This window comes from Stetteria hydrogenophila (genome assembly GCF_054657575.1).
This window is the reverse complement of sequence record NZ_BAAHYL010000001.1, coordinates 329,713-347,100: the sequence shown is the minus strand read 5'-3', so window position 1 is coordinate 347,100 and position 17,388 is coordinate 329,713. Positions and strand designations below refer to the sequence as shown.

Annotated in this window: 17 protein-coding genes, 4 tRNA genes and 1 other RNA gene; 14 read left to right on the top strand and 8 right to left on the bottom strand. The window is 59.8% G+C overall.

Features of this window, described 5'->3' with window-relative positions; all coding sequences use genetic code 11:
- The first annotated feature begins 9 nt into the window (after positions 1 to 9).
- Both ACYQ3J_RS01875 and ACYQ3J_RS01870 read left to right on the top strand, forming a co-directional pair.
- Entirely contained in the window at positions 10 to 492 is a 483-nt protein-coding gene (locus ACYQ3J_RS01875; RefSeq protein WP_460123696.1) for a 50S ribosomal protein L30, read from the top strand.
- Between the two features lie 16 nt (positions 493 to 508).
- Positions 509 to 979, top strand: coding sequence for an uL15 family ribosomal protein (locus ACYQ3J_RS01870; RefSeq protein ID WP_460123693.1), 471 nt, complete (start codon positions 509 to 511; stop codon positions 977 to 979).
- A 241-nt stretch (positions 980 to 1,220) separates the two neighbouring features.
- Here ACYQ3J_RS01870 and ACYQ3J_RS01865 read toward each other — a convergent pair whose 3' ends face one another.
- Both ACYQ3J_RS01865 and ACYQ3J_RS01860 read right to left on the bottom strand, forming a co-directional pair.
- Positions 1,221 to 2,441, bottom strand: coding sequence for a thiolase family protein (locus ACYQ3J_RS01865; RefSeq protein WP_460123690.1), 1,221 nt, complete (start codon positions 2,439 to 2,441; stop codon positions 1,221 to 1,223).
- A gap of 73 nt (positions 2,442 to 2,514) precedes the next feature.
- The gene (locus tag ACYQ3J_RS01860) at positions 2,515 to 3,423 is read right to left on the bottom strand and encodes a metal ABC transporter substrate-binding protein (RefSeq protein ID WP_460123687.1); all 909 of its coding nucleotides are present in this window, start codon (positions 3,421 to 3,423) and stop codon (positions 2,515 to 2,517) included.
- A gap of 177 nt (positions 3,424 to 3,600) precedes the next feature.
- On the opposite strand from ACYQ3J_RS01860, the gene ACYQ3J_RS01855 reads away from it, so the two are divergent.
- The 5 genes from ACYQ3J_RS01855 to ACYQ3J_RS01835 all read left to right on the top strand — a co-directional run bounded on the left by ACYQ3J_RS01855 (position 3,601) and on the right by ACYQ3J_RS01835 (position 8,157).
- Positions 3,601 to 4,362 (top strand): metal ABC transporter ATP-binding protein, encoded by a 762-nt coding sequence (locus ACYQ3J_RS01855; RefSeq protein WP_460123684.1) that lies wholly within the window; start codon positions 3,601 to 3,603, stop codon positions 4,360 to 4,362.
- Complete coding sequence (locus ACYQ3J_RS01850) at positions 4,349 to 5,224, top strand: metal ABC transporter permease (protein WP_460123681.1); 876 nt, start codon at positions 4,349 to 4,351, stop codon at positions 5,222 to 5,224. Before ACYQ3J_RS01855 ends, ACYQ3J_RS01850 begins: the two co-directional genes overlap by 14 nt.
- Complete coding sequence (locus tag ACYQ3J_RS01845; RefSeq protein ID WP_460123678.1) at positions 5,221 to 5,619, top strand: CopG family ribbon-helix-helix protein; 399 nt, start codon at positions 5,221 to 5,223, stop codon at positions 5,617 to 5,619. Before ACYQ3J_RS01850 ends, ACYQ3J_RS01845 begins: the two co-directional genes overlap by 4 nt.
- Positions 5,620 to 5,784: 165 nt before the next feature.
- Positions 5,785 to 5,862: transfer RNA gene (locus tag ACYQ3J_RS01840), tRNA-Val, on the top strand.
- 408 nt (positions 5,863 to 6,270) lie between these two features.
- Complete coding sequence (locus ACYQ3J_RS01835; RefSeq protein ID WP_460124608.1) at positions 6,271 to 8,157, top strand: GNAT family N-acetyltransferase; 1,887 nt, start codon at positions 6,271 to 6,273, stop codon at positions 8,155 to 8,157.
- Positions 8,158 to 8,182: 25 nt separating this feature from the next.
- On the opposite strand, the gene ACYQ3J_RS01830 is transcribed toward ACYQ3J_RS01835, so the two are convergent.
- A tRNA-Pro gene (locus ACYQ3J_RS01830) sits at positions 8,183 to 8,292 on the bottom strand.
- An 89-nt stretch (positions 8,293 to 8,381) separates the two neighbouring features.
- Positions 8,382 to 8,708, bottom strand: an RNA gene (gene rnpB, locus ACYQ3J_RS01825) — RNase P RNA component.
- A 120-nt stretch (positions 8,709 to 8,828) separates the two neighbouring features.
- On the opposite strand from rnpB, the gene ACYQ3J_RS01820 reads away from it, so the two are divergent.
- Together ACYQ3J_RS01820 and ACYQ3J_RS01815 are read left to right on the top strand one after the other, a co-directional pair.
- Positions 8,829 to 8,906, top strand: a tRNA-Val gene (locus tag ACYQ3J_RS01820).
- Positions 8,907 to 8,984: 78 nt separating this feature from the next.
- Positions 8,985 to 9,239, top strand: coding sequence for a 30S ribosomal protein S28e (locus tag ACYQ3J_RS01815; RefSeq protein ID WP_460123675.1), 255 nt, complete (start codon positions 8,985 to 8,987; stop codon positions 9,237 to 9,239).
- A gap of 320 nt (positions 9,240 to 9,559) precedes the next feature.
- Here the strand turns inward: ACYQ3J_RS01815 and ACYQ3J_RS01810 are convergent, their stop codons facing one another.
- Entirely contained in the window at positions 9,560 to 10,294 is a 735-nt protein-coding gene (locus ACYQ3J_RS01810; protein WP_460123672.1) for a class I SAM-dependent methyltransferase, read from the bottom strand.
- Positions 10,295 to 10,355: 61 nt separating this feature from the next.
- Between ACYQ3J_RS01810 and ACYQ3J_RS01805 the strand changes: the two genes are divergently transcribed.
- Together ACYQ3J_RS01805 and cyoE are read left to right on the top strand one after the other, a co-directional pair.
- Complete coding sequence (locus ACYQ3J_RS01805; protein WP_460123670.1) at positions 10,356 to 11,042, top strand: hypothetical protein; 687 nt, start codon at positions 10,356 to 10,358, stop codon at positions 11,040 to 11,042.
- Between the two features lie 215 nt (positions 11,043 to 11,257).
- Positions 11,258 to 12,139, top strand: coding sequence for a heme o synthase (gene cyoE, locus ACYQ3J_RS01800; protein WP_460123667.1), 882 nt, complete (start codon positions 11,258 to 11,260; stop codon positions 12,137 to 12,139).
- A 631-nt stretch (positions 12,140 to 12,770) separates the two neighbouring features.
- On the opposite strand, the gene moaA is transcribed toward cyoE, so the two are convergent.
- Together moaA and ACYQ3J_RS01790 are read right to left on the bottom strand one after the other, a co-directional pair.
- Positions 12,771 to 13,862, bottom strand: coding sequence for a GTP 3',8-cyclase MoaA (gene moaA, locus ACYQ3J_RS01795; protein ID WP_460123664.1), 1,092 nt, complete (start codon positions 13,860 to 13,862; stop codon positions 12,771 to 12,773).
- Positions 13,863 to 13,962: 100 nt separating this feature from the next.
- Positions 13,963 to 14,039, bottom strand: a tRNA-Ala gene (locus ACYQ3J_RS01790).
- A 221-nt stretch (positions 14,040 to 14,260) separates the two neighbouring features.
- Between ACYQ3J_RS01790 and ACYQ3J_RS01785 the strand changes: the two genes are divergently transcribed.
- The 3 genes from ACYQ3J_RS01785 to ACYQ3J_RS01775 all read left to right on the top strand — a co-directional run bounded on the left by ACYQ3J_RS01785 (position 14,261) and on the right by ACYQ3J_RS01775 (position 17,063).
- A complete protein-coding gene (locus tag ACYQ3J_RS01785; RefSeq protein ID WP_460123662.1) occupies positions 14,261 to 15,508 on the top strand; it encodes an ORC1-type DNA replication protein in 1,248 nt (415 codons plus the stop codon).
- Positions 15,477 to 16,040, top strand: a complete 564-nt coding sequence (locus tag ACYQ3J_RS01780) for an endonuclease dU (RefSeq protein ID WP_460123659.1) — start codon at positions 15,477 to 15,479, stop codon at positions 16,038 to 16,040. The genes ACYQ3J_RS01785 and ACYQ3J_RS01780 overlap by 32 nt, the downstream gene beginning before the upstream one ends.
- Before the next feature lie 93 nt (positions 16,041 to 16,133).
- Entirely contained in the window at positions 16,134 to 17,063 is a 930-nt protein-coding gene (locus ACYQ3J_RS01775; RefSeq protein WP_460123656.1) for a malate dehydrogenase, read from the top strand.
- A gap of 31 nt (positions 17,064 to 17,094) precedes the next feature.
- On the opposite strand, the gene ACYQ3J_RS01770 is transcribed toward ACYQ3J_RS01775, so the two are convergent.
- Entirely contained in the window at positions 17,095 to 17,388 is a 294-nt protein-coding gene (locus tag ACYQ3J_RS01770; RefSeq protein ID WP_460123653.1) for a hypothetical protein, read from the bottom strand.

Sequence of the window (17,388 nt, the reverse complement as noted above, 5' to 3'; positions counted from 1 at the left end):
CGGGGAGCCATGCCGCTCTACCTGGTGATAAGGATCAGGGGGACTGTCGACGTCAGGCCTGACGTGGAGTACACCCTAAACCTGCTTAGGCTCAGGCAGAAGTATGCTGCCGCCCTATACCACTCCAGCCTCCCAGGGATTGAGGGGATGCTCCAGAAGGTTAGGGACTGGGTTACGTGGGGCGAAATGGATAGGGAGACCCTGATAGAGCTGCTCAGGTCTAGGGGGAGGATCAAGGGCGACAAGCCGCTGACCGACGAGTGGGTGAGGGAGAACCTCGGGCTGGAGGGCGGGATCCCGGAGCTGGCGGATAAGCTGATAACGGGCGCCTTGATGTACCACAAGCTCGAGGAGAAAGGGGTCAAGCCATTCTTCAGGCTCCACCCGCCCAGGGGAGGCTTTAAAGGGAGCATTAAGCGCCACTACGGCGACGGCGGCGAGCTGGGCTACAGGGGGACCGCGATAAACGAGCTCGTGAAGCGAATGCTCTGAATGAGGGGTGGCGCGCATGGTCGTGAGGCGCCGCAGGAAATCGAGGAAGCTCAGGGGAAGAACCAGGACGATGGGCTGGGGTAGGATCGGCCAGCACAGGAAGAGTGGGAGCCGCGGCGGCGTCGGCGCAGCCGGCATGCACAAGCACATGTGGACCTGGGTCATCAAGTACGCCCCCACGTGGTTCGGGAAGAGGGGCTTCAACCCGCCGAGGATCAGGGCGGGCTACAGGCCTAGGACTATCAACCTACGCGACCTCGCAGAGCTAGCGTTCAAGCTGAAAGCATCCGGCGAGGCGAAGGAGGAGGACGGGAAGATCGTCATAGACCTTGCGGCTATGGGTATCCACAAGCTGCTCGGCGAGGGCAAGATAAACGTGCCCGTCAAGGTCAGGGTCCCCATGGCGAGCGAGTCCGCCATAAAGAAGATCCAGGAAGCCGGGGGAGTAGTGGAGGTTCTCCTCGCAAAAGAGGAGGAGTCCAAGTAGCCTCCCCCCCGAAAACCCCTACAAAACGTTACCCCCACTCTCTCCGGGGGGATCCTTCACTTTACTAGAAGCGTTTAGCCATGCCCGCCTCTCGCCCCTTGGGCCTAGGCCGCTAAAAGGAGAGGTCCTACTTGTCTGAAGCTTTACCCAGACCGGGGCACGTGCAAAAGCTCCTCTCCTGAGGGTTCGGGTGAAGGGCGAGTGCTGCAGTGAAAGCCCCCTCACCCTGGAGGGGCCGGGTTTAGAGTCTTCTAATGGCGATCGCAGTGGCTCCTCCGAGGCCGTGGCATATGGACGCTATTCCCCTCTCGCCCCCGTGGACTTCTAGTACGTTCAGGAGCTCAATGGTCACTCTTGCGCCGCTCATCCCTAGAGGGTGCCCGATCGCTATGGCGCCTCCGTGGACGTTTAGCTTCTCGTAGGGGATCCCTAGGAACTTATTTACTAGGAAGCTGTTGACTGCGAACGCTTCGTTGTTCTCCCAGTAGTCTACATCGTTAACTGTCCACCCGAGTTTTTTGAGCAGCTTCTTGATTGCCTCCACTGGGGCGTAGGGGAACTTCCAGGTCTCCACGGCGGCGTAGGAGAAGCCCAGTATCTCGGCCTTGGGCTTGAGCCCCATGCTTTTGACGGCGTCCTCCGATGCTATTAGTAGCGAGGCTGCCCCGTCGCTTAGCTGGCTGGAGCTGCCTGCGGTGTGGAAGCCGTCTTTCCAGAAGGCTGGCGGGAGCTTTGATAGCTTCTCGAGGCTCGTGTCCTTGCGTATTCCTTCGTCATAGTCTAGGATCACTCTCCCCTTGTCGGTGAATGGCTCGACGTACCTCTTCATGTACCCCTTATCCCAGGCCTCCGCGGCCCTCCTGTGGCTCTCGTAGGCTATCCAGTCCAGGATCTCCCTGGTAGCGCCGAACTCCTTGGCTACGGCGTCGGCCTCCTCCCCCATAATCCTGCCTAGGAGTATGTCGTACAGGCCATCGTGGACCATGGCGTCCTGGATGTTCGCCTCCCTCATTATGAGGTGCTTCAGCCCCCACCTGGCGGAGCTGGGGAGCAGGAAGGGGGCCTGGCTCATGGACTCCATCCCGCCTGCCACTATCACGTCGTAGGCCCCGGTCATTATGAACTGGGCTGCGGTGATGATTGCAGCCATCCCGCTGGCGCAGACCATGTCTATGGTCATGCCGCCTATCGAGGGCGGGAGCCCGGCCTTTAAAGCCGCCTGCCTGGCGGTATTCATCCCCGTGCCCGCCCTTATAGCGTGCCCCATTACCACGAAGTCGACGTCCGACGGCTCTATGCCGACGCGCTCCAGCAGCTTCTTTATGGTGAACGCCGCCAGATCGCTTGCAGGGTAGTCCTTGAGGCTCTTCCCGAACTTGCCCACAGGGGTCCTAACAGCGTCAACTATATAAACCTTCCTCAAGCCGCCCACCAGCAAGTCCCAGTAAGCGAGGCTTAACATCGGCGGGGTTTTTATCTCCTATCAATCGCTTTATTCGGTTAAAGGCAGAAGACTAACTGTTAAAGAGGGCGCTTCACCCGCCCTGGAGCAGGCCCAGGGACTTCAACTCCTCTAGCAGCTTGCCGAGTTTCTCCACAGTCGAGCCAGGCGTGAAGGGGGCAGGCACCTTAACCACGGGGACACCGTACTCGCCCGCCTTCCCCTGAAGCCAGGAGTCGGCCCTCGTCAACGGCTCCCCCGATGCGTCGGTTACTATGAATGCAACGTCTACCTGGCCCGACTTCATGAGGCTCTCTATCCTCTCGAGGTTCGACGGGACAGTCTCCCCCTTCGGGCTTTCGGAGACGTACGCCTCTATGCTCACTCCCAGCCAGGAGGTTGCGTACTGAGCCAGGGGGGTTGAGGCGACCGCCTTGACGTTGCTAAGCGAACTCTTGTATGCTAGGAGCTCGTCTATCTTGGCTTTGACTCTGCTAGCCCGTTCGCCGTAACAGCCCGCCTGGCCTGGGTTGAGCTGGGCTAGCTTCTCTGACACAACGTCAACAAAGATCTTGTAATTGCCTGGGTCGTAGATCGGGTAGTGCACGTTGGTGAAGCCTGACGGAGTCTTCAGGATCCGTATCCCGTCCAAGTTCAGCACTACAACAGTGTCCACGCCAAGCTCTCTGGCCTTACTAATTACGGCATCAGCTATGGGCTCGCCTCCCAGCACTACTACCAGATCCGCTTTCTTGAGGAGGTCGTAGTCGCTCGGCTTAAGCTGGTAGGTGTGTGGGTCGACTCCGGGGGGTATGATGCTTTCAACGCTATCGCCGGGGCAGAGTAGCTCCTTCACTTCCGACTCCAGCGCAGGCATAGTCGTGACCACAAGGAGCCCCTGGCCCGCCTCGCCAGCCCCTCTCTCCCCAGAGCCGATGGCGAAGGCTACCGCAACCAGTACCGCCGCCAGGATTGCAGCCGCTGCAAGCCAAGACCACTTCATCGTGCACACCCCGGCCTAAATTCTACTTGGACTGTGCACATTCTACTTGCCCAAAGAACCGCTTATAAAGCTAACCCTGCTCCCTGTCTTGGTCTACCGTTTCACAGAGTACCATGAAACAATATAGCTGTGCATAAGTCCAAGTAGCTCCCTCGTGGAGTGTGCATGGTGGTGTGAATGACGGCTAGCATCGAGGTCCGAGACGTGTGGGTCTACTATGGGGATACGCCGGCGTTGAGGGACGTCAACCTTCGATTGGAGGGCCTCGGCCTGGTAGTCATAATCGGGCCTAACGGCGCCGGCAAGACTACCCTGCTGAAGACGATCCTAGGCCTCATAAGGCCCGCGAAGGGTAAAGTTATAGTCAACGGCTTGGACGTCACGGGCTCGCCCGAGAAGGCCGGCCGGCTCATAGGCTACGTGCCCCAGCTCGTGAGGCAAAGCTTCCTCTTCCCGATAACGCCCTTTGAACTAGTCTCCGCCTCCCTTAAGCTGAGGGGGTTCCGCGGGGATCGCCGCAAGGTAACCGAGCATTGCCTGACGAAGCTGAGGCTACCCCGCGAGGCTTGGTACAAGCCATTAAGCAGCCTGAGCGGGGGGATGCTGCAGAGGGTCCTGATAGCCAAGGCCCTCGCCTGGGATCCCCCCATACTGGTGCTCGACGAGCCCCTCTCGGCCGTGGATGCCCGCGGTAGGAGTGAGATAGCCGAGTTAATCGGCAACCTTTCACGGGACAAGCTCGTGGTTGTGACGACCCACGACCCAATACTGTTCATTGACCACGCTAGGCTCGTCGTCGTAATTGGGGATGGGCGTGTAGTCGCCGTTGGAAGGCCCGAGGAGGTGCTTAAAGTCGAGGTTCTAAGGAAGGTTTACGGGGCGGCCGCCCGCCTTGTTGAGGGCTACGTGCATATAGGTGATTTCCATGCGCACGCGTGAGTTGACCCTGCTACTAGTTGCGGCGGGTGTTGCGGGTTACATAGCTGAAGCCAGGGTTAACCCGCTCTGGGCAGCCGCACTCGTAGCCGCAGGTGTAGGGTTTGGCTTCCTAAGCCCTATCGTAGCGGCGAGGAGGATGGGCTTCCTGTCGGCCGCAGCCGCTCACTCGGCGCTTCTAGCGGCGGCGATAGCCTTCATCCTCCTCGGCTCGCTTCAGAGCGCGGCGCCGGCGGCCACCGTTATAGGCGTTCTACTGATTTACCTCGCCGGCTACCTAGTGTACAAGGGTTACGACGTTGAAGTAGTCACCTACCTCTTCGTCGGCTTCACGGCTGCAGCGTCGGTCATCGCGCTGTACTACGCCTCAACGATGAGTAGCGGGTACAAGCTGTCGTCGCTAATACTGGGGGACCCACTCCTCGCCACTCGGGGAGAGGCATACTACTCGCTAGCCATAGCGGGCTTCGTCGCACTCGTCTCCCTGGCATCCTACGAGGCCCAGGTGTACATAGGAGTTGACAGGGAGGACGCTAGGCTAACCATGGGCAGGCTTTGGCTGTACGACCTGGCGTTCTTCACAATGCTGGGCGTGGCTTCCGTGGGCCTCATAAGGATTTCAGGCTTCATACTGGAGCATGTCCTCATCCTAGTGCCTGCGGCGATCGCTGCTAGCGCCGCGTCGAGCATGAGCGAAGCGCTAGCGCTCAGCGTGGCGTCCGCGATTGCCGCCTCGGGTCTAGGCGGTGTTCTAGCGATTATCCTAGACATCTCTCCGTCGGGGGCGATAGGCTTAACCCTTATAGTGATCTACGCCCTGATAGTCCTTGCTAAAAAGACGAGGGTGGTGGGAATAAAGCGTTGAGTAGCAAGAGAAGGTTCGGGGTAAGCATAGGCAAGGATTTAACGGAGACCCTTGACGCCATTGCTGAGAAGCTAAACGTGAGTAGGAGCAAAATCGTTGAGAGGGCGCTCCAACTGTTCGTCGAGGACCATGCCCACCTCGTGAAGCCGCACGAATGCACGGGCATACTACTAGTCGCCTGCGCCTCCACGCCGGAGAACGATAGAAGAGGCATCAGCGTTCTAGAGGGGTTTAAGGACATAATAACCGCGCAAATACACGTCCACGTAAAAGACTACTGCATAGACCTAATGGTGGCAAACGGCGACTCGACCCGCATAGCGGAGCTGTACAAGAAACTCGAATCTACACACGGCAACTGCAAAATACGCTATATACCACTCTTCATCGACTAAAAGCCGCCTGCGCCGCAGGCGCTGAACGGTATGAGGAGAGTCATGCCCCTAAGCGAGCCCCGCGGGGGCGGTGAAGAACTCTGGGGTAACCGACCGACTACCTGAAGTGGCTCAAATGCAAGGTTACCGATTTAACCCCGCCTCAGAGAACCAGGGGAGGCGTGGGGGCCCGTCGTCTAGCCTGGTTAGGACGCCGCCCTCACACGGCGGAGGTCCGGGGTTCAAATCCCCGCGGGCCCACCACCCCCCAGCTCCTAGCCACAATATGGACATACTCCTGAGCGTCAGCCGCTAGTGTTGGGGAGTGATTTTCTAACAGCCATGCACGACTCCTGGCGCAGGGCAAGCCGTTATCAGCACTCCTAGGCACCAGGATGTCTCGGCGAGCCTTGTTAGTCTGCGAGCGTTGACTGGGCCCTACACGGCTCTACTAGACGCGTCGAAACGCCTGGAGCCCGCAGGCGGCATGTGGGATTTAACGTCGAGCCAGCCTTTCCGCTGGAGTGATCCGCGCAGCCGTCGGGGATGTAATAAAAATTATTATGATCACGCATGAAATTAATCACGAGGTGCATCCCTAAATTGGCGGAGCAACTGGGCGTTAAAGGGTACACTATAACCACCAAAATAACCCGTGACCCCTACAAGTTAATGAGTAGGATTGGATACAAGTGGTTCGGCATACTTCCGGTAGAGATTGAGGGGCGCGAAGTATTTCTTTGGATGAGCGGCGTTATCGCCCAGTGGTTCAGCGAGGGCGAGGTTGTAAAGGTTGTATTAAAGGATGAACCTAAGAAGGTGGGTGACGCCTGGATTCTCGGGCCAAACGATTACGAGCTATATAGGGTGTATGAGGGTGAGGAGGTACCCGTATGGCCCGTTTGGAGGAAGACGTATGTTTTAGAGAGAAAGGACCCCCTAAATACTAGGAAGGTGTACGAGTACAAAATCGTTGCTCGTGAAGCGTTAAGCGAGGAAGACTACATGGATATAGTTAACTTAGAGCAGTACCACTATGCCAGTAAAGAGGAAATCGTCGCCGTTTGGAGGTGCCCAATATGCGGGTACTACATGGAGTCCAATATCCAGCCGAAGTGCCCCAAGCACGGCGTGCCCATGAAGCTTCAGGAGATAAGGGGAAGCATACCCAGTAGCAGGTTTTTGGTGTTCGAGCTTCTAGGCAGGAAGGAGTATGAGCCTAAAATAGTCGCTTACGTCAGAGTCGATACGCCTATACCGTTAATGAATCGTAGACTACCTAATGGCAGAGTCGAGAAGATGATTAGGGAAAAAGTCTTCCCAAAGGAATGGTTTCACCCGACATTCTGGCCCACGGCGTTATCTGAGAAGAGGAGCATTCTCTCTAGATATAGGCATTTAAAAGCAATCTACGGCAGGAGGCTGGCAAAGGCCATTGTTAGCGAGGAGGTTAGCGAGCAATCGCTAAGGATAGCTAACACTGCGGCCGCGAGAATAGCCAGGGTTGTCGTCCACCCCGACTATAGAGGAGACGGGCTGGGAGTTCTATCCGTGAAAGCGGCTATTGAGTGGATACGAGAGAGGAGAATACCTGAAATGAAGAAGCGTAAACACATAGTTGAAACCATAGCTATGATGGCGCGTTACAACCCATTCTTCGAGAAGGCAGGCTTCTACTACATGTGGGATACCGGGAGTGGGAGACCCGTATTAATGTACCCCCTAACTCCGGAGGCTGAGGAGAGGATTAGGGAGTTCCTGGAAAAGGATCCCTACGCTAAGATGCACGGCGGGAAGCTGTACAGGTCTAGGTATGGCGTCGTGGAAAAGCTGAGCGGCCCCATTATCATAGAGAACCTTTCAAAAACGTATTCCAGCGTGCTTGACGTCAAGAGGCTTCCACCGAATCTTAGAGAGGTACTGCTGGCTTTCGGGGTTAAGAGGAGGGTTATCGAGAAGTATGTTCTGAGGAACGTGAACGTCGTCATCGAGCCTGGCGAGGTAGTTGTCGTGATTGGCGCGAGTGGCGCTGGCAAAACAACTTTCCTAAGGATGATAATCGGGGCCGTCAGAAAGGAGCTGCAGTCCAGAGATGAGTATAAGCCTAGCGAGGGAACGGTTAAGGTCCCTCCAAATACTAGGTTGCAGGCTTTACTACCCGGCGAGCTAGAGCCGAGTTTTGGCTCGGAAACTCTGCTAGAGCATGTAGCCGCGAAAACAGGTGATCCCGTAGCTGCAGTGGAAGTATTGAACATGGTGGGGTTAAGCGATGCGGTATTCTATAGGGCGAGGTTCACCGAGTTATCTACCGGCCAGAAGGAGAGGGCGAAGCTTGCCAGCCTGCTAGCGGGGAAGCCCAATCTGCTGGTGATCGACGAGTTCACCGCCCACCTCGACAGCTTGACGGCGCAAAGAGTAGCTAGGAAAGTGGGTCTACTGGCTAGAAAAGCCGGTATAACTCTAGTAGTGGCTACTAATAGAAGCGAAGTGATAGAAGCGCTGAACCCGGACAAGATAATTTATGTAGGCTATGGAACGGCGTTCTCCACGAAACCCTAACACCCTTACTGGCGTCGTGATGGGTTGGTGGGCCCGCGGGGATTTGAACCCCGGACCACGGGGTCCCGAGTCGGGCGCCGCCCCTTTCAGGGGCTCGGCGTACCCCGCATCCTAGCCAGGCTAGACGACGGGCCCACCGGGTTTCCCTAGTGGCAGCCACGGGGTCTTATGAGTGTTACCCCGGCTAGGTGCAATGAATCAACACGTCTAGGAACACTTGGGGGAGGCCGCGGCTATAACCCGCCTTCTGTACTTCGGCGGCATTCGACTCAGCGGACACCCCCCGGGCTTCGCGCGGCCCTCACCGCCCGGGGGCCTTGCTCCGCCGGGGTCGGCCGTTTCAACGCATCCCCCCGCTTCCTCCGCGGGTTACTGCCCCCCGGTTGCCCGGCGGGCCTCGCCGCTTCCTCGACACTGCGGGGGGCCGTGTCGTTTCTGTGCCGGAGCCACGGGTGTCACCCGTGCCCCTTGCGGGGCCCGGCTGCCGCGGGGAGGGCGGAGTTTCCTCAGGCCCCCGGCTTCGGGGGCCCGTCGGCCGCCAGCCGCGGCCTCCCCGCCTTCTTCAGCTACGCCTCCAAGGGTGATAAATACGCCTCCTCGGCTTCCTAGACTACGTCAAGAACCCCGAAACTTCTATAACCCCCGCCGTGTGTGGGAGGTGTAAAGTACGGGGGCCCGTCGTCTAGCCTGGTTAGGACGCCGCCCTGACACGGCGGAGGTCCGGGGTTCAAATCCCCGCGGGCCCACCAATCCTTAACCCTGCGCTTCCCTGCAGGGTTTGCTTAATAAGTCCTCGGGCGGCTGGCCCGAAGCAGGGGGTGTCGCTGGTGCCTGAGTCTAGGGAGGAGAAGGGGAGCGAGGTAAACGTGATTGAAGAGTTCGGCTTCCCTGCCGAGGTAATCCAGATAATCGGCAGAACGGGAGTCACGGGGGAGGTCACGCAGGTTAGAGTCCGCATACTAGAGGGTAGGGATAAGGGGAGAATTATAACCAGGAACGTCATGGGCCCCGTCCGCATTGGCGACATCCTGATACTCAGGGAGGCCGAGAGGGAGGCTAGGAAGCTGAGCAGGCGCAGGTAGCCCCCTATAGTCTTCCTCCTCCTTCTTACTCGAACTAAACAATCCACCTTTTAATTAACCGAATTCATCTGCCCGGCGAAAACACTGTGTAAGCTAGGTCAGCCGAGGGTACTGTCGTCATCCCCTGTCGGGTCCACTCTAAAGCGCTTCATCAATCCCCTCGCCCTCGGAGTCCAATTATTCTTCTCATCGCGGAGATGCCCGCGACCGTTCAGGGCCTCCATTAATCGTGTAACTGTAAATGGGCCATTAAGCTCTACTAGGGGCGGTTGAAGCCGAGCCTTCACGATTTTCTTGGTGGGCTTTTCCGCGATTAAGAATTAAGGGCATACGTCTTTGCGTGGTTTCTCTGCCTTGATTAGCGCTGTGCCCGGGAGTATTTTCTCGGCCTCAACGGTCTTGAAGTACTTACTCAGCATGCCGGTTAACTCGCTAAGCCTAGGCATTCTCTCAATTGTTTTAACCAGGTCGAGGTACCTTAGGAATGCACCCCTCTTGATGCAGCCAAGCATCAGGGCTGCCAGTAGCGGGATAACGGTTATGTACACCTTTACGGCGATCTCCTCTAGGCGCGAGTCGGGCTTAATGAGGTCTAAGATCACGAATAGGCCGTCCTCCTTGAGGACCCTGCAGATCTCGCGCGCCGCCTCCTCATAGTCTATGGCGTCCCTGAAGGCGAACATTGAGATCACGCCGTCGACTGAGCTGTCCGGGAGAGGCATGGATTCGAAGACTCCTACAACCGCCTGGGCCCTGCCCCTCCACTGCTCGAGGCTCTTGTAGGCTACGCCGAGCATCATTTGGCTAGGGTCTAGGAGGATCAGCTTGCTCGGGCCTGCTTCCCTCATCAACTCGACCGAGGAGTACCCCGGCCCGGCGCCGGCGTCGACTACGGTCTCCCTCCCGTGCAGGAGGGAGGCTGCCCTCCTCCTCAGCCTGCCGAGCAGAGCAAGGCTAGTGATGAAGTTGACCCGCTCATAGCACCCTATTTGGGTGAGCTCCTCTATATCCGACACTATGGCGTTCCAGGCTTCATCTACGCCGTTTTTACCCATCTACGTTCACCGGCCCTTATCCAAGGCGGGTTAGGGCGGGTTGAAGAGGCAGGAATTAAGCGTGACTAGGGCGTCAGCAGCCATAGCCATTGCCTACAGCGTCGTCGATGTGATCGAGTCCATATACGAGGATGAAGTCCCGCTCTGGGAGATAGGCGTGGGGGGCTCAGTCCTAGCCCCTCCGAGAAGCAGCACGGTAATCATCGACGTCTGCTACCCCGGCCGGTCTGGGGTCCTCGGCGAGAGGAAGCTGGAGCCCTTGGGGGTCACGGTCCGCGTCGTCGCCGGGGAGCGGGGTGCGCCCGAGTACTCGCTGGTAGACCTCTACCGGGCAATAGCTATGCAGCCACTGCAAGGCGACGGCGAAGTCATTAGGAGGCTCGCCCTCGAAACGGCGAGAACGGGCGTTGAATACGCTCTAATATACACTAGCCAGGGCTACGCGGCAATCCTCGAGGGCGACGTCTACAGGGTTAGACTGCCTTTCATCAAGGCTGCGGTCCTCTACCACACCCACCCCGAGGGGGCGTGCAGCCTCTCATACAAGGACTTGGAGAGCAGCCTCGACCTAATGGTTGAGGGTGGGGTGGGTGGAGGAGCCGCCACTACGTCCTGCGCGGCTGTAGCGTACAGGGTAGGCTTCGTCGTAGAAGACGACTACATTAAGATTAGGGAGGCTATCGTGAGGAAGAAGCAAGTAAACCCCGGCGAGCTTAGAACCGTGAGACTTGAGAGGGTCTCGTACTGAGTGCATCATAAACCAGGGCTTTGGCTGTTAAGCGTTACTCGAGACAGCCGACGATGCTCCATCTTTCAGCCTTTGGGAGCGCCATGCTGGATCCCGCTCACGCTTGATTGCAGGATGATTACTTCAGCGCCAACCGCCATTGACTCGTTACCCTCCTTTATTACTCAACTATTTTAGCCTCCTGACCCAACTTTGCCAGTTGGTGGCGGTGCTCAATGAATATTTCATCGAAGCTGAAAGCGATAATGGTAATGACAAAGCCTATGCAGCTAATGCTATTATCGATAACCATGTACGGCGCGTACTTCGCCGCTGGGGGCCTGCCGAATTTGAACGCCCTACTCCTAGCCGTGGCGGCCTTTGGAGGCATAGGTGGGGTCACCGCTTTAAACATGGTTATCGAGAACGACATCGACAGCCTCATGGAGAGGACTAGGAGCAGGCCGGTGCCGAGCGGGATCCTAGGCAAGGGCGAGGCCGCAGTTTACTCAGTGCTGCTCACGCTAATCGGCGTCTTAGCCGCCGGGCTAATCAACAGGTACGTGGCCGTCGCCGTCCTAGCCGGGTTGTTCTTCGACACTATAATGTACACTGACATAGCTAAGAGGAGCACTCCACTCAACATACTCCTCGGCGGAGTCGCCGGCGGGATGCCCGCACTCGGAGGCTGGGCCGCCGCCCGCGGCGCTATCGACGTCGGCGGGTTGATCCTCTCCGGAATAGTAATGGCGTGGATACCGATGCACATATGGTTCATCTCATACTACTACAAGAGCGACTATGCCAGGGCAGGCATCCCAATGGCGCCTGTGCTGATGCCGGTCAGAGACGTGGTTAGGCTCGTGAAGGCCTCCCTAGCAGTGATGGTCGCGCTCGCCTGGGCCTTCGCCTTCACCCAAGGCTACGGGGTCCTGGCTGCTTTAGTCGTGACGCTGCTATCCATACTCGCCTACGCCAGGATATCGAGGTTTGCTGCTGAACCGTCTCGCACCGCGGCTAGGGGCATCTTCAAGTTTGCAAGTCCAATAATAGCGGCCGTGTTCCTAGCTCTTCCAGTAGACTACTGGCTCATCGGGAGAATGGTGGCAGCGCTATGAGCAGGCTCCTCTACTGGGCCGGCTGCCGCGGCCCTGGAGCGGTTTACTGCATGCTAGTAGCCCTCGCATCCGCGGCCTCGCTCGCGTACGCCGCGGGAGTCCAGGCTGGGGTCTACGCTGCAGCCATCCTAGCCTCGAGCGTCGTGGCCCTAGTCTCCACGGGCAGCACCGTTGCTCCAGCTGCGTGGCTGGCCCTGTCGTCGCTGCTTCTCCTAGCCGCGGGCCCCGGAGCGCTGCCGGCCCGCTACGCCAGCCTTGCCCTGCTGGCCGCCGCTGCTCTCTGGGCGGCGGCTGCGCGCAGGCCTGAGGTCGCCTACGCCGGGCTAGCTGCGGGGGCTTTCGGGGACCCCGCGACGGCAGCTGCCGCGGTGGTGGCCTCGGGGGTGGCAGGCTTGCTCTCGACCCGCAGGCTTCACGCAAGCCTCGCGCTGGCGCTAGTTGCCCCGCTCGTCTACTACTCAACCCCGGCCGCGGCGGCGATGGCTAGCTCAAGCCTAGCCTTAGCCCTCGTCGCCGCCGCTGGGGGGCCCGCTGGGTTGAGGGGCTGTCCCGTGAGGACTGACAGCGCGCTAGCCGTCCCCGCCCTATCCATCGCAGCCGTAGGCTTTGCGCTGGAGCTGGCGGGCTCCAGCTACTGGGCCTCACTGGTGTGGCCCATGGGCTTCATGCTCCAGGCCTCCAGCATTCTAACCCCCGAGCCCGCCTTCTTCGGCAGCTCAAGCCTAAGCCCTGAAGGCGAGAAGCGCCTCCCAGACGGCTCGTAGCCTATCCCCCAGAGGTAGAACGGCCTCCTCAACAGGTTAACCTCGACCAAAGCCTCAACCGCCTTTCTCACCTTCTCTTCCAGCGACTTAGCCCCCCTGACCCTGCCGAGGAGGTCTACGAGGGGCCCCCTCCAGTTTAGGCAGGGCGAGAGCTTCCCCTCGGGGTGGAGGCGCACCCTGCGGCAGCCCGCGCAGAACCACGGGTTGCTGTAGGGCCTCACAACCTCCACTCTCACCCCATCGGGGAGCACGTAGATCGGCCTGTTGTGCAGCCTCCTCCTGGTAACCCTTGCCCCCCTCTCGATCAACTCCCTCTCAATGGCTTCGAGGGAATAGTAGTACTTGGAGAAGAACCTTGCACCCAAGCCGACGGGGTGCAGCTCTATGAGCTGGAGGGTTGCCCCGTAGCGCCTGGCGAGCTCTACTAGATCCCACACCTCCCCGTCGTTAACCCCTTTGAGTATGACGGCGTTCACCTTGAGCTTCAGGCCGTACTCGGCCGCCGCCTCGAGCCCCTTCAAAGCCCTCTCTAAGCCATCCACCCTCGTTATGAACTTGTAGACCTCGCGCCTCGTGCTGTGTATCGAGACGTTAACCCTATTCAGCCCCGCCTCGACCAGCCTGGGGAGTAGCCTGTAAAGGAGGTACCCGTTGGTGGTCATGGATATCCAAGCCTGCGGGTGGCCCTCCTTCAAGCTTGCGATAACTTCGACTATATCCTTCCTCACAAGGGGCTCTCCCCCGGTTATCTTAAACGAGTCAATCCCGAGGACCCGCGCGGCCCTGGCTACGATGTAGTAGTCCCCCGGCTTCATGGCGGGCGGTAGCTGCGTGATCCTTGCAGGCTCGCCAAGCGGGTGCCCCTCAACGTGGCAGAAGATGCAGCGATAGTTGCACTCGGCGGTCACGCTAATACGGAGGTTCGTGAGGGGGCGCCCGTAAGCGTCACGCAACGCCATCAGAGACACCGCGTGCTCCAACCGACACTACAAACCGGCTACGCCCCTTTTATCCACGTGTTCCTGGCGGCGGGCACGCAGGAGGACAGTGTGGGGAGGGTGGTGGACCGGCCGGGATTTGAACCCGGGACCTCCCGGATGCCAACCGGGCGCTCTTCCAGGCTGAGCTACCGGCCCACCCGCCTGCTAGGCCTCCGTGCCGCGCTAGGGCGGTGGAGGGCAGTCCTTTAAAGCGTTACTAGCACCTTGAGCGCGTCCCGGGCGACGCGGGCTCCAGCGTTTAGCCTTATCTCTTTAAACCGGGTTACCCCCCAAGCCGGCCGGGCCCCTTCTAAGCTGCCTCCCCAGGCAACTGGGCTAGTGCGCTTGAATCCAGTGGAGGCTGGAGGTAGCCGGCGTTGTCGTTTATAGACGATATCTTCGAGAGATCGGTGAAGTCCAGGATATTCAAGCGTAGAGAGGTCTTGATGCCCGACTACGTGCCCGAAGTACTGCCTCACAGGGAGGCTGAGATCCGGAGGCTCGCGGCCACGCTCGCCCCCGCCCTGAGGGGCGAGCGCCCGAACAACGTCTTCATCTACGGCTTGACGGGTACAGGCAAGACTGCTGTGACCCGGTTCGTCCTGAAGAAGCTGGAGGAGAAGGCTGGGGAGCTCAGGGTCCCTGTTAGGGGGATCTACGTTAACTGCAGGCACCGCGACACCCCCTACCGTGTTCTAGCCGATATAGCCGAGTCCCTGGAGGTCAGGGTTCCCTTCACGGGCCTCTCCACCGGGGAGGTGTTCTCGAGGCTTGTGAAGAAGCTGCGGGGGCGCGCCGGCGTGTTAATCGTGGTGCTCGACGAGATCGACTTCCTCGTCAAGAGGCATGGGGACGACGTGCTCTACAAGCTCACCAGGATCAACGAGATGCTCGACGGCGGATCGAAGGTCTCGATCATCGGGATAACTAACAGCGTCAGGTTCGTCGAGTCCCTGGATCCGCGGGTGAAGAGCAGCTTGAGCGAGGAGGAAATGGTCTTCCCCCCCTATACCGCCGAGCAGATAAGGGACATCCTCGAGGCCAGGGCTGAGGAGGCTTTCCAGCCCGGCGTTCTAGACGACGACGTTATACCGCTCTGCGCCGCGCTGGCCGCGCGGGAGCACGGCGACGCCAGGAGGGCCCTGGACCTGCTCCGGGTCGCCGGCGAGATCGCCGAGAGGCGGGGCTTGGACCGGGTGACGAGGAGCCACGTCATGGAGGCTAGGAACGAGATTGAGAGGGACAGGGTGGCAGACGTGGTTAGGAGCCTCCCGCTTCACGGCAAGCTTGTGCTGGCAAGCATAGTCATGGCCACCGGCGGAGGCCGGCACTACACCACCACGGGGGAGGTTTACGACTTGTACCTCCAGCTCACGTCGTCCATCAACATCGAGAAGGTCACGTTTAGGAGGGTCTCGGGCATAATAGGGGAGCTCGACATGCTGGGGTTAATAGTTGGGAGGGTGACGAGCAGGGGGAGGTATGGGAAGACCCGCGTCATCGAGCTCGCCAGCGACGCGGAGGCTATAATTGAGGCGCTATCCGAGGATCCCATGCTGGATGGCGTGCTGGAGGTTATCGAGCGCCGTGCTGGTGTCAGCGTGCGACGACGGGAGAGTCCATAAGCTGGGTGGGGGGTACACTACCGCAGCCTGCGTCTGCTACGACGGCCTAGACCCGGTCGGCGTTAGCATGGGGATCCTGCGGGTCGACGGGCTCGAGGCAAGCGGGGTCATAGCGCACCTGGCAGTCTCCGCCTGTAGGGCCCGCCCCGACGCCGTCCTCCTGGACTCCGTAACCATAGCGGGCTTCAACGTTGTGAGCCCCCCGGCGCTTGTAAAGCTCACGGGGGCCAGCGTGATCGTCGCGTACACATACAAGCCCGCCTATGAGAGGCTGGCACCCGCACTCGCCCACGCCCCCGGACCGCTCGGTGTAAGGAGTAGGGTGCTATCCATCGTCGACAGGGCTGTGAGGGTGGATACGCCGAAGGGGCCGCTATACCTAGTGACCTGGGGCACCACGCCGGAGAGGGCCACCGCTCTAGTCTCCAGACTGCAGATCCACGCCAGGATCCCTGAGCCGCTTAGAGTGGCGCATATGGTAGCCTCCGCCGCCAGCGAGGCGCTTAAGGGCCTCCTCCGGCGGTGCGGCTAGCAAGCCTCCCCCGGGGGCCCGCGGGCCGCCTGGCTGCTTGGAAACCGCATTTAACCACCCGCTCCATCCGTGGGCACTGCATGGTGCGCCGCCTTGATCACGATTGTTGGGGCTGGCAGAGTCGGCGTAGCCGCCGCCCTGTTCATGATGCTCAGGGAGCTCGATGACATCCTACTCATCGACATCATCGAGGGGAAGCCGCAGGGTGAGGCGCTTGACCTCGCCCACGCCGCTGCAATCCTAGGCTTAAGCGTCGACGTGAGGGGCTCCAACGACTACAGGGACATGGCTGGGAGTGACTTGGTAGTCGTAACCGCAGGCTTCCCCAGGAAGCCTGGGATGACTAGGGAGGAGCTTCTCGCCAAGAACGCGGGCATCATAGCCGGCATCGCCGATAATATCCTGGAGTACGCCCCCAACTCCGTAGTCATGCTGACGACGAACCCCGTGGACGCGATGACCTACGTCATGTACAAGAGGCTGGGGTGGGAGCGCAGGAGGGTCATAGGCTTTAGCGGAGTCCTCGACGCGGGCCGGCTCGCCTACTACGCGTCGAGGAAGCTGGGGGTCAGCCCGGCTAGCATCACGCCCGTAGTCATAGGGATGCACGGGGAGGCAATGCTCCCGGTCCCCAGGCTCTCGAGCGTCGCCGGCATCCCGCTCACAAGCCTCCTGACGGAAGAGGAGCTGAGGGAGGTGGCCGAGGAGACGGTGAAGGCGGGAGCTGCGATAACCCAGTTGAGGGGGTACAGCAGCAGCTACGGCCCCGGCGCCGGGCTGGCTCTCATGGCTGAGTCGGTGAAGAAGAACCAGCGGAGGGCGTTCACCGCCAGCGTGTACCTGGACGGCGAGTACGGCGAGCGCGACGTCGTCGCCGAGGTGCCCGTGGTCCTAGGGGGCGGGGGCGTGGAGAGGATACTCGAGCTACCGCTCACCGAGGAGGAGAGGAGGGCGTTCCACGAGTCCTGCAGCGCGGTAAGGGATCTAGTGAAGCGGCTACCCAGGGAGCTGCTGGAGCGCTAGGCCCTCGCCGCGCCCGGGGACTCGCTGGCCGCTACTCCTCCTCTTCTTCGAGGACCTCCTCCTCGACCGGGGTGGCGTTGAGGTACTTCCTGGCGAGCTCGTCGACTTCAGAGCCGCTGGCCTCCCTGTACTTCTTGTTGAGGGCCTCCCGCAGCTCCTCGCACGCCTTCAGGAGCTTGTCGGCGGGGATCGGAGTTATGTACTCCTCGTCCTCGAAGAAAACCTGGACCATCTTCTTCCTTTCGTCAAGGACCACGTGTATGCACGGCGGCTCGTCGCATCGGTACTCCCTGGGCAGCCCTTGACGAGCGCCGCGCCTGGGCAA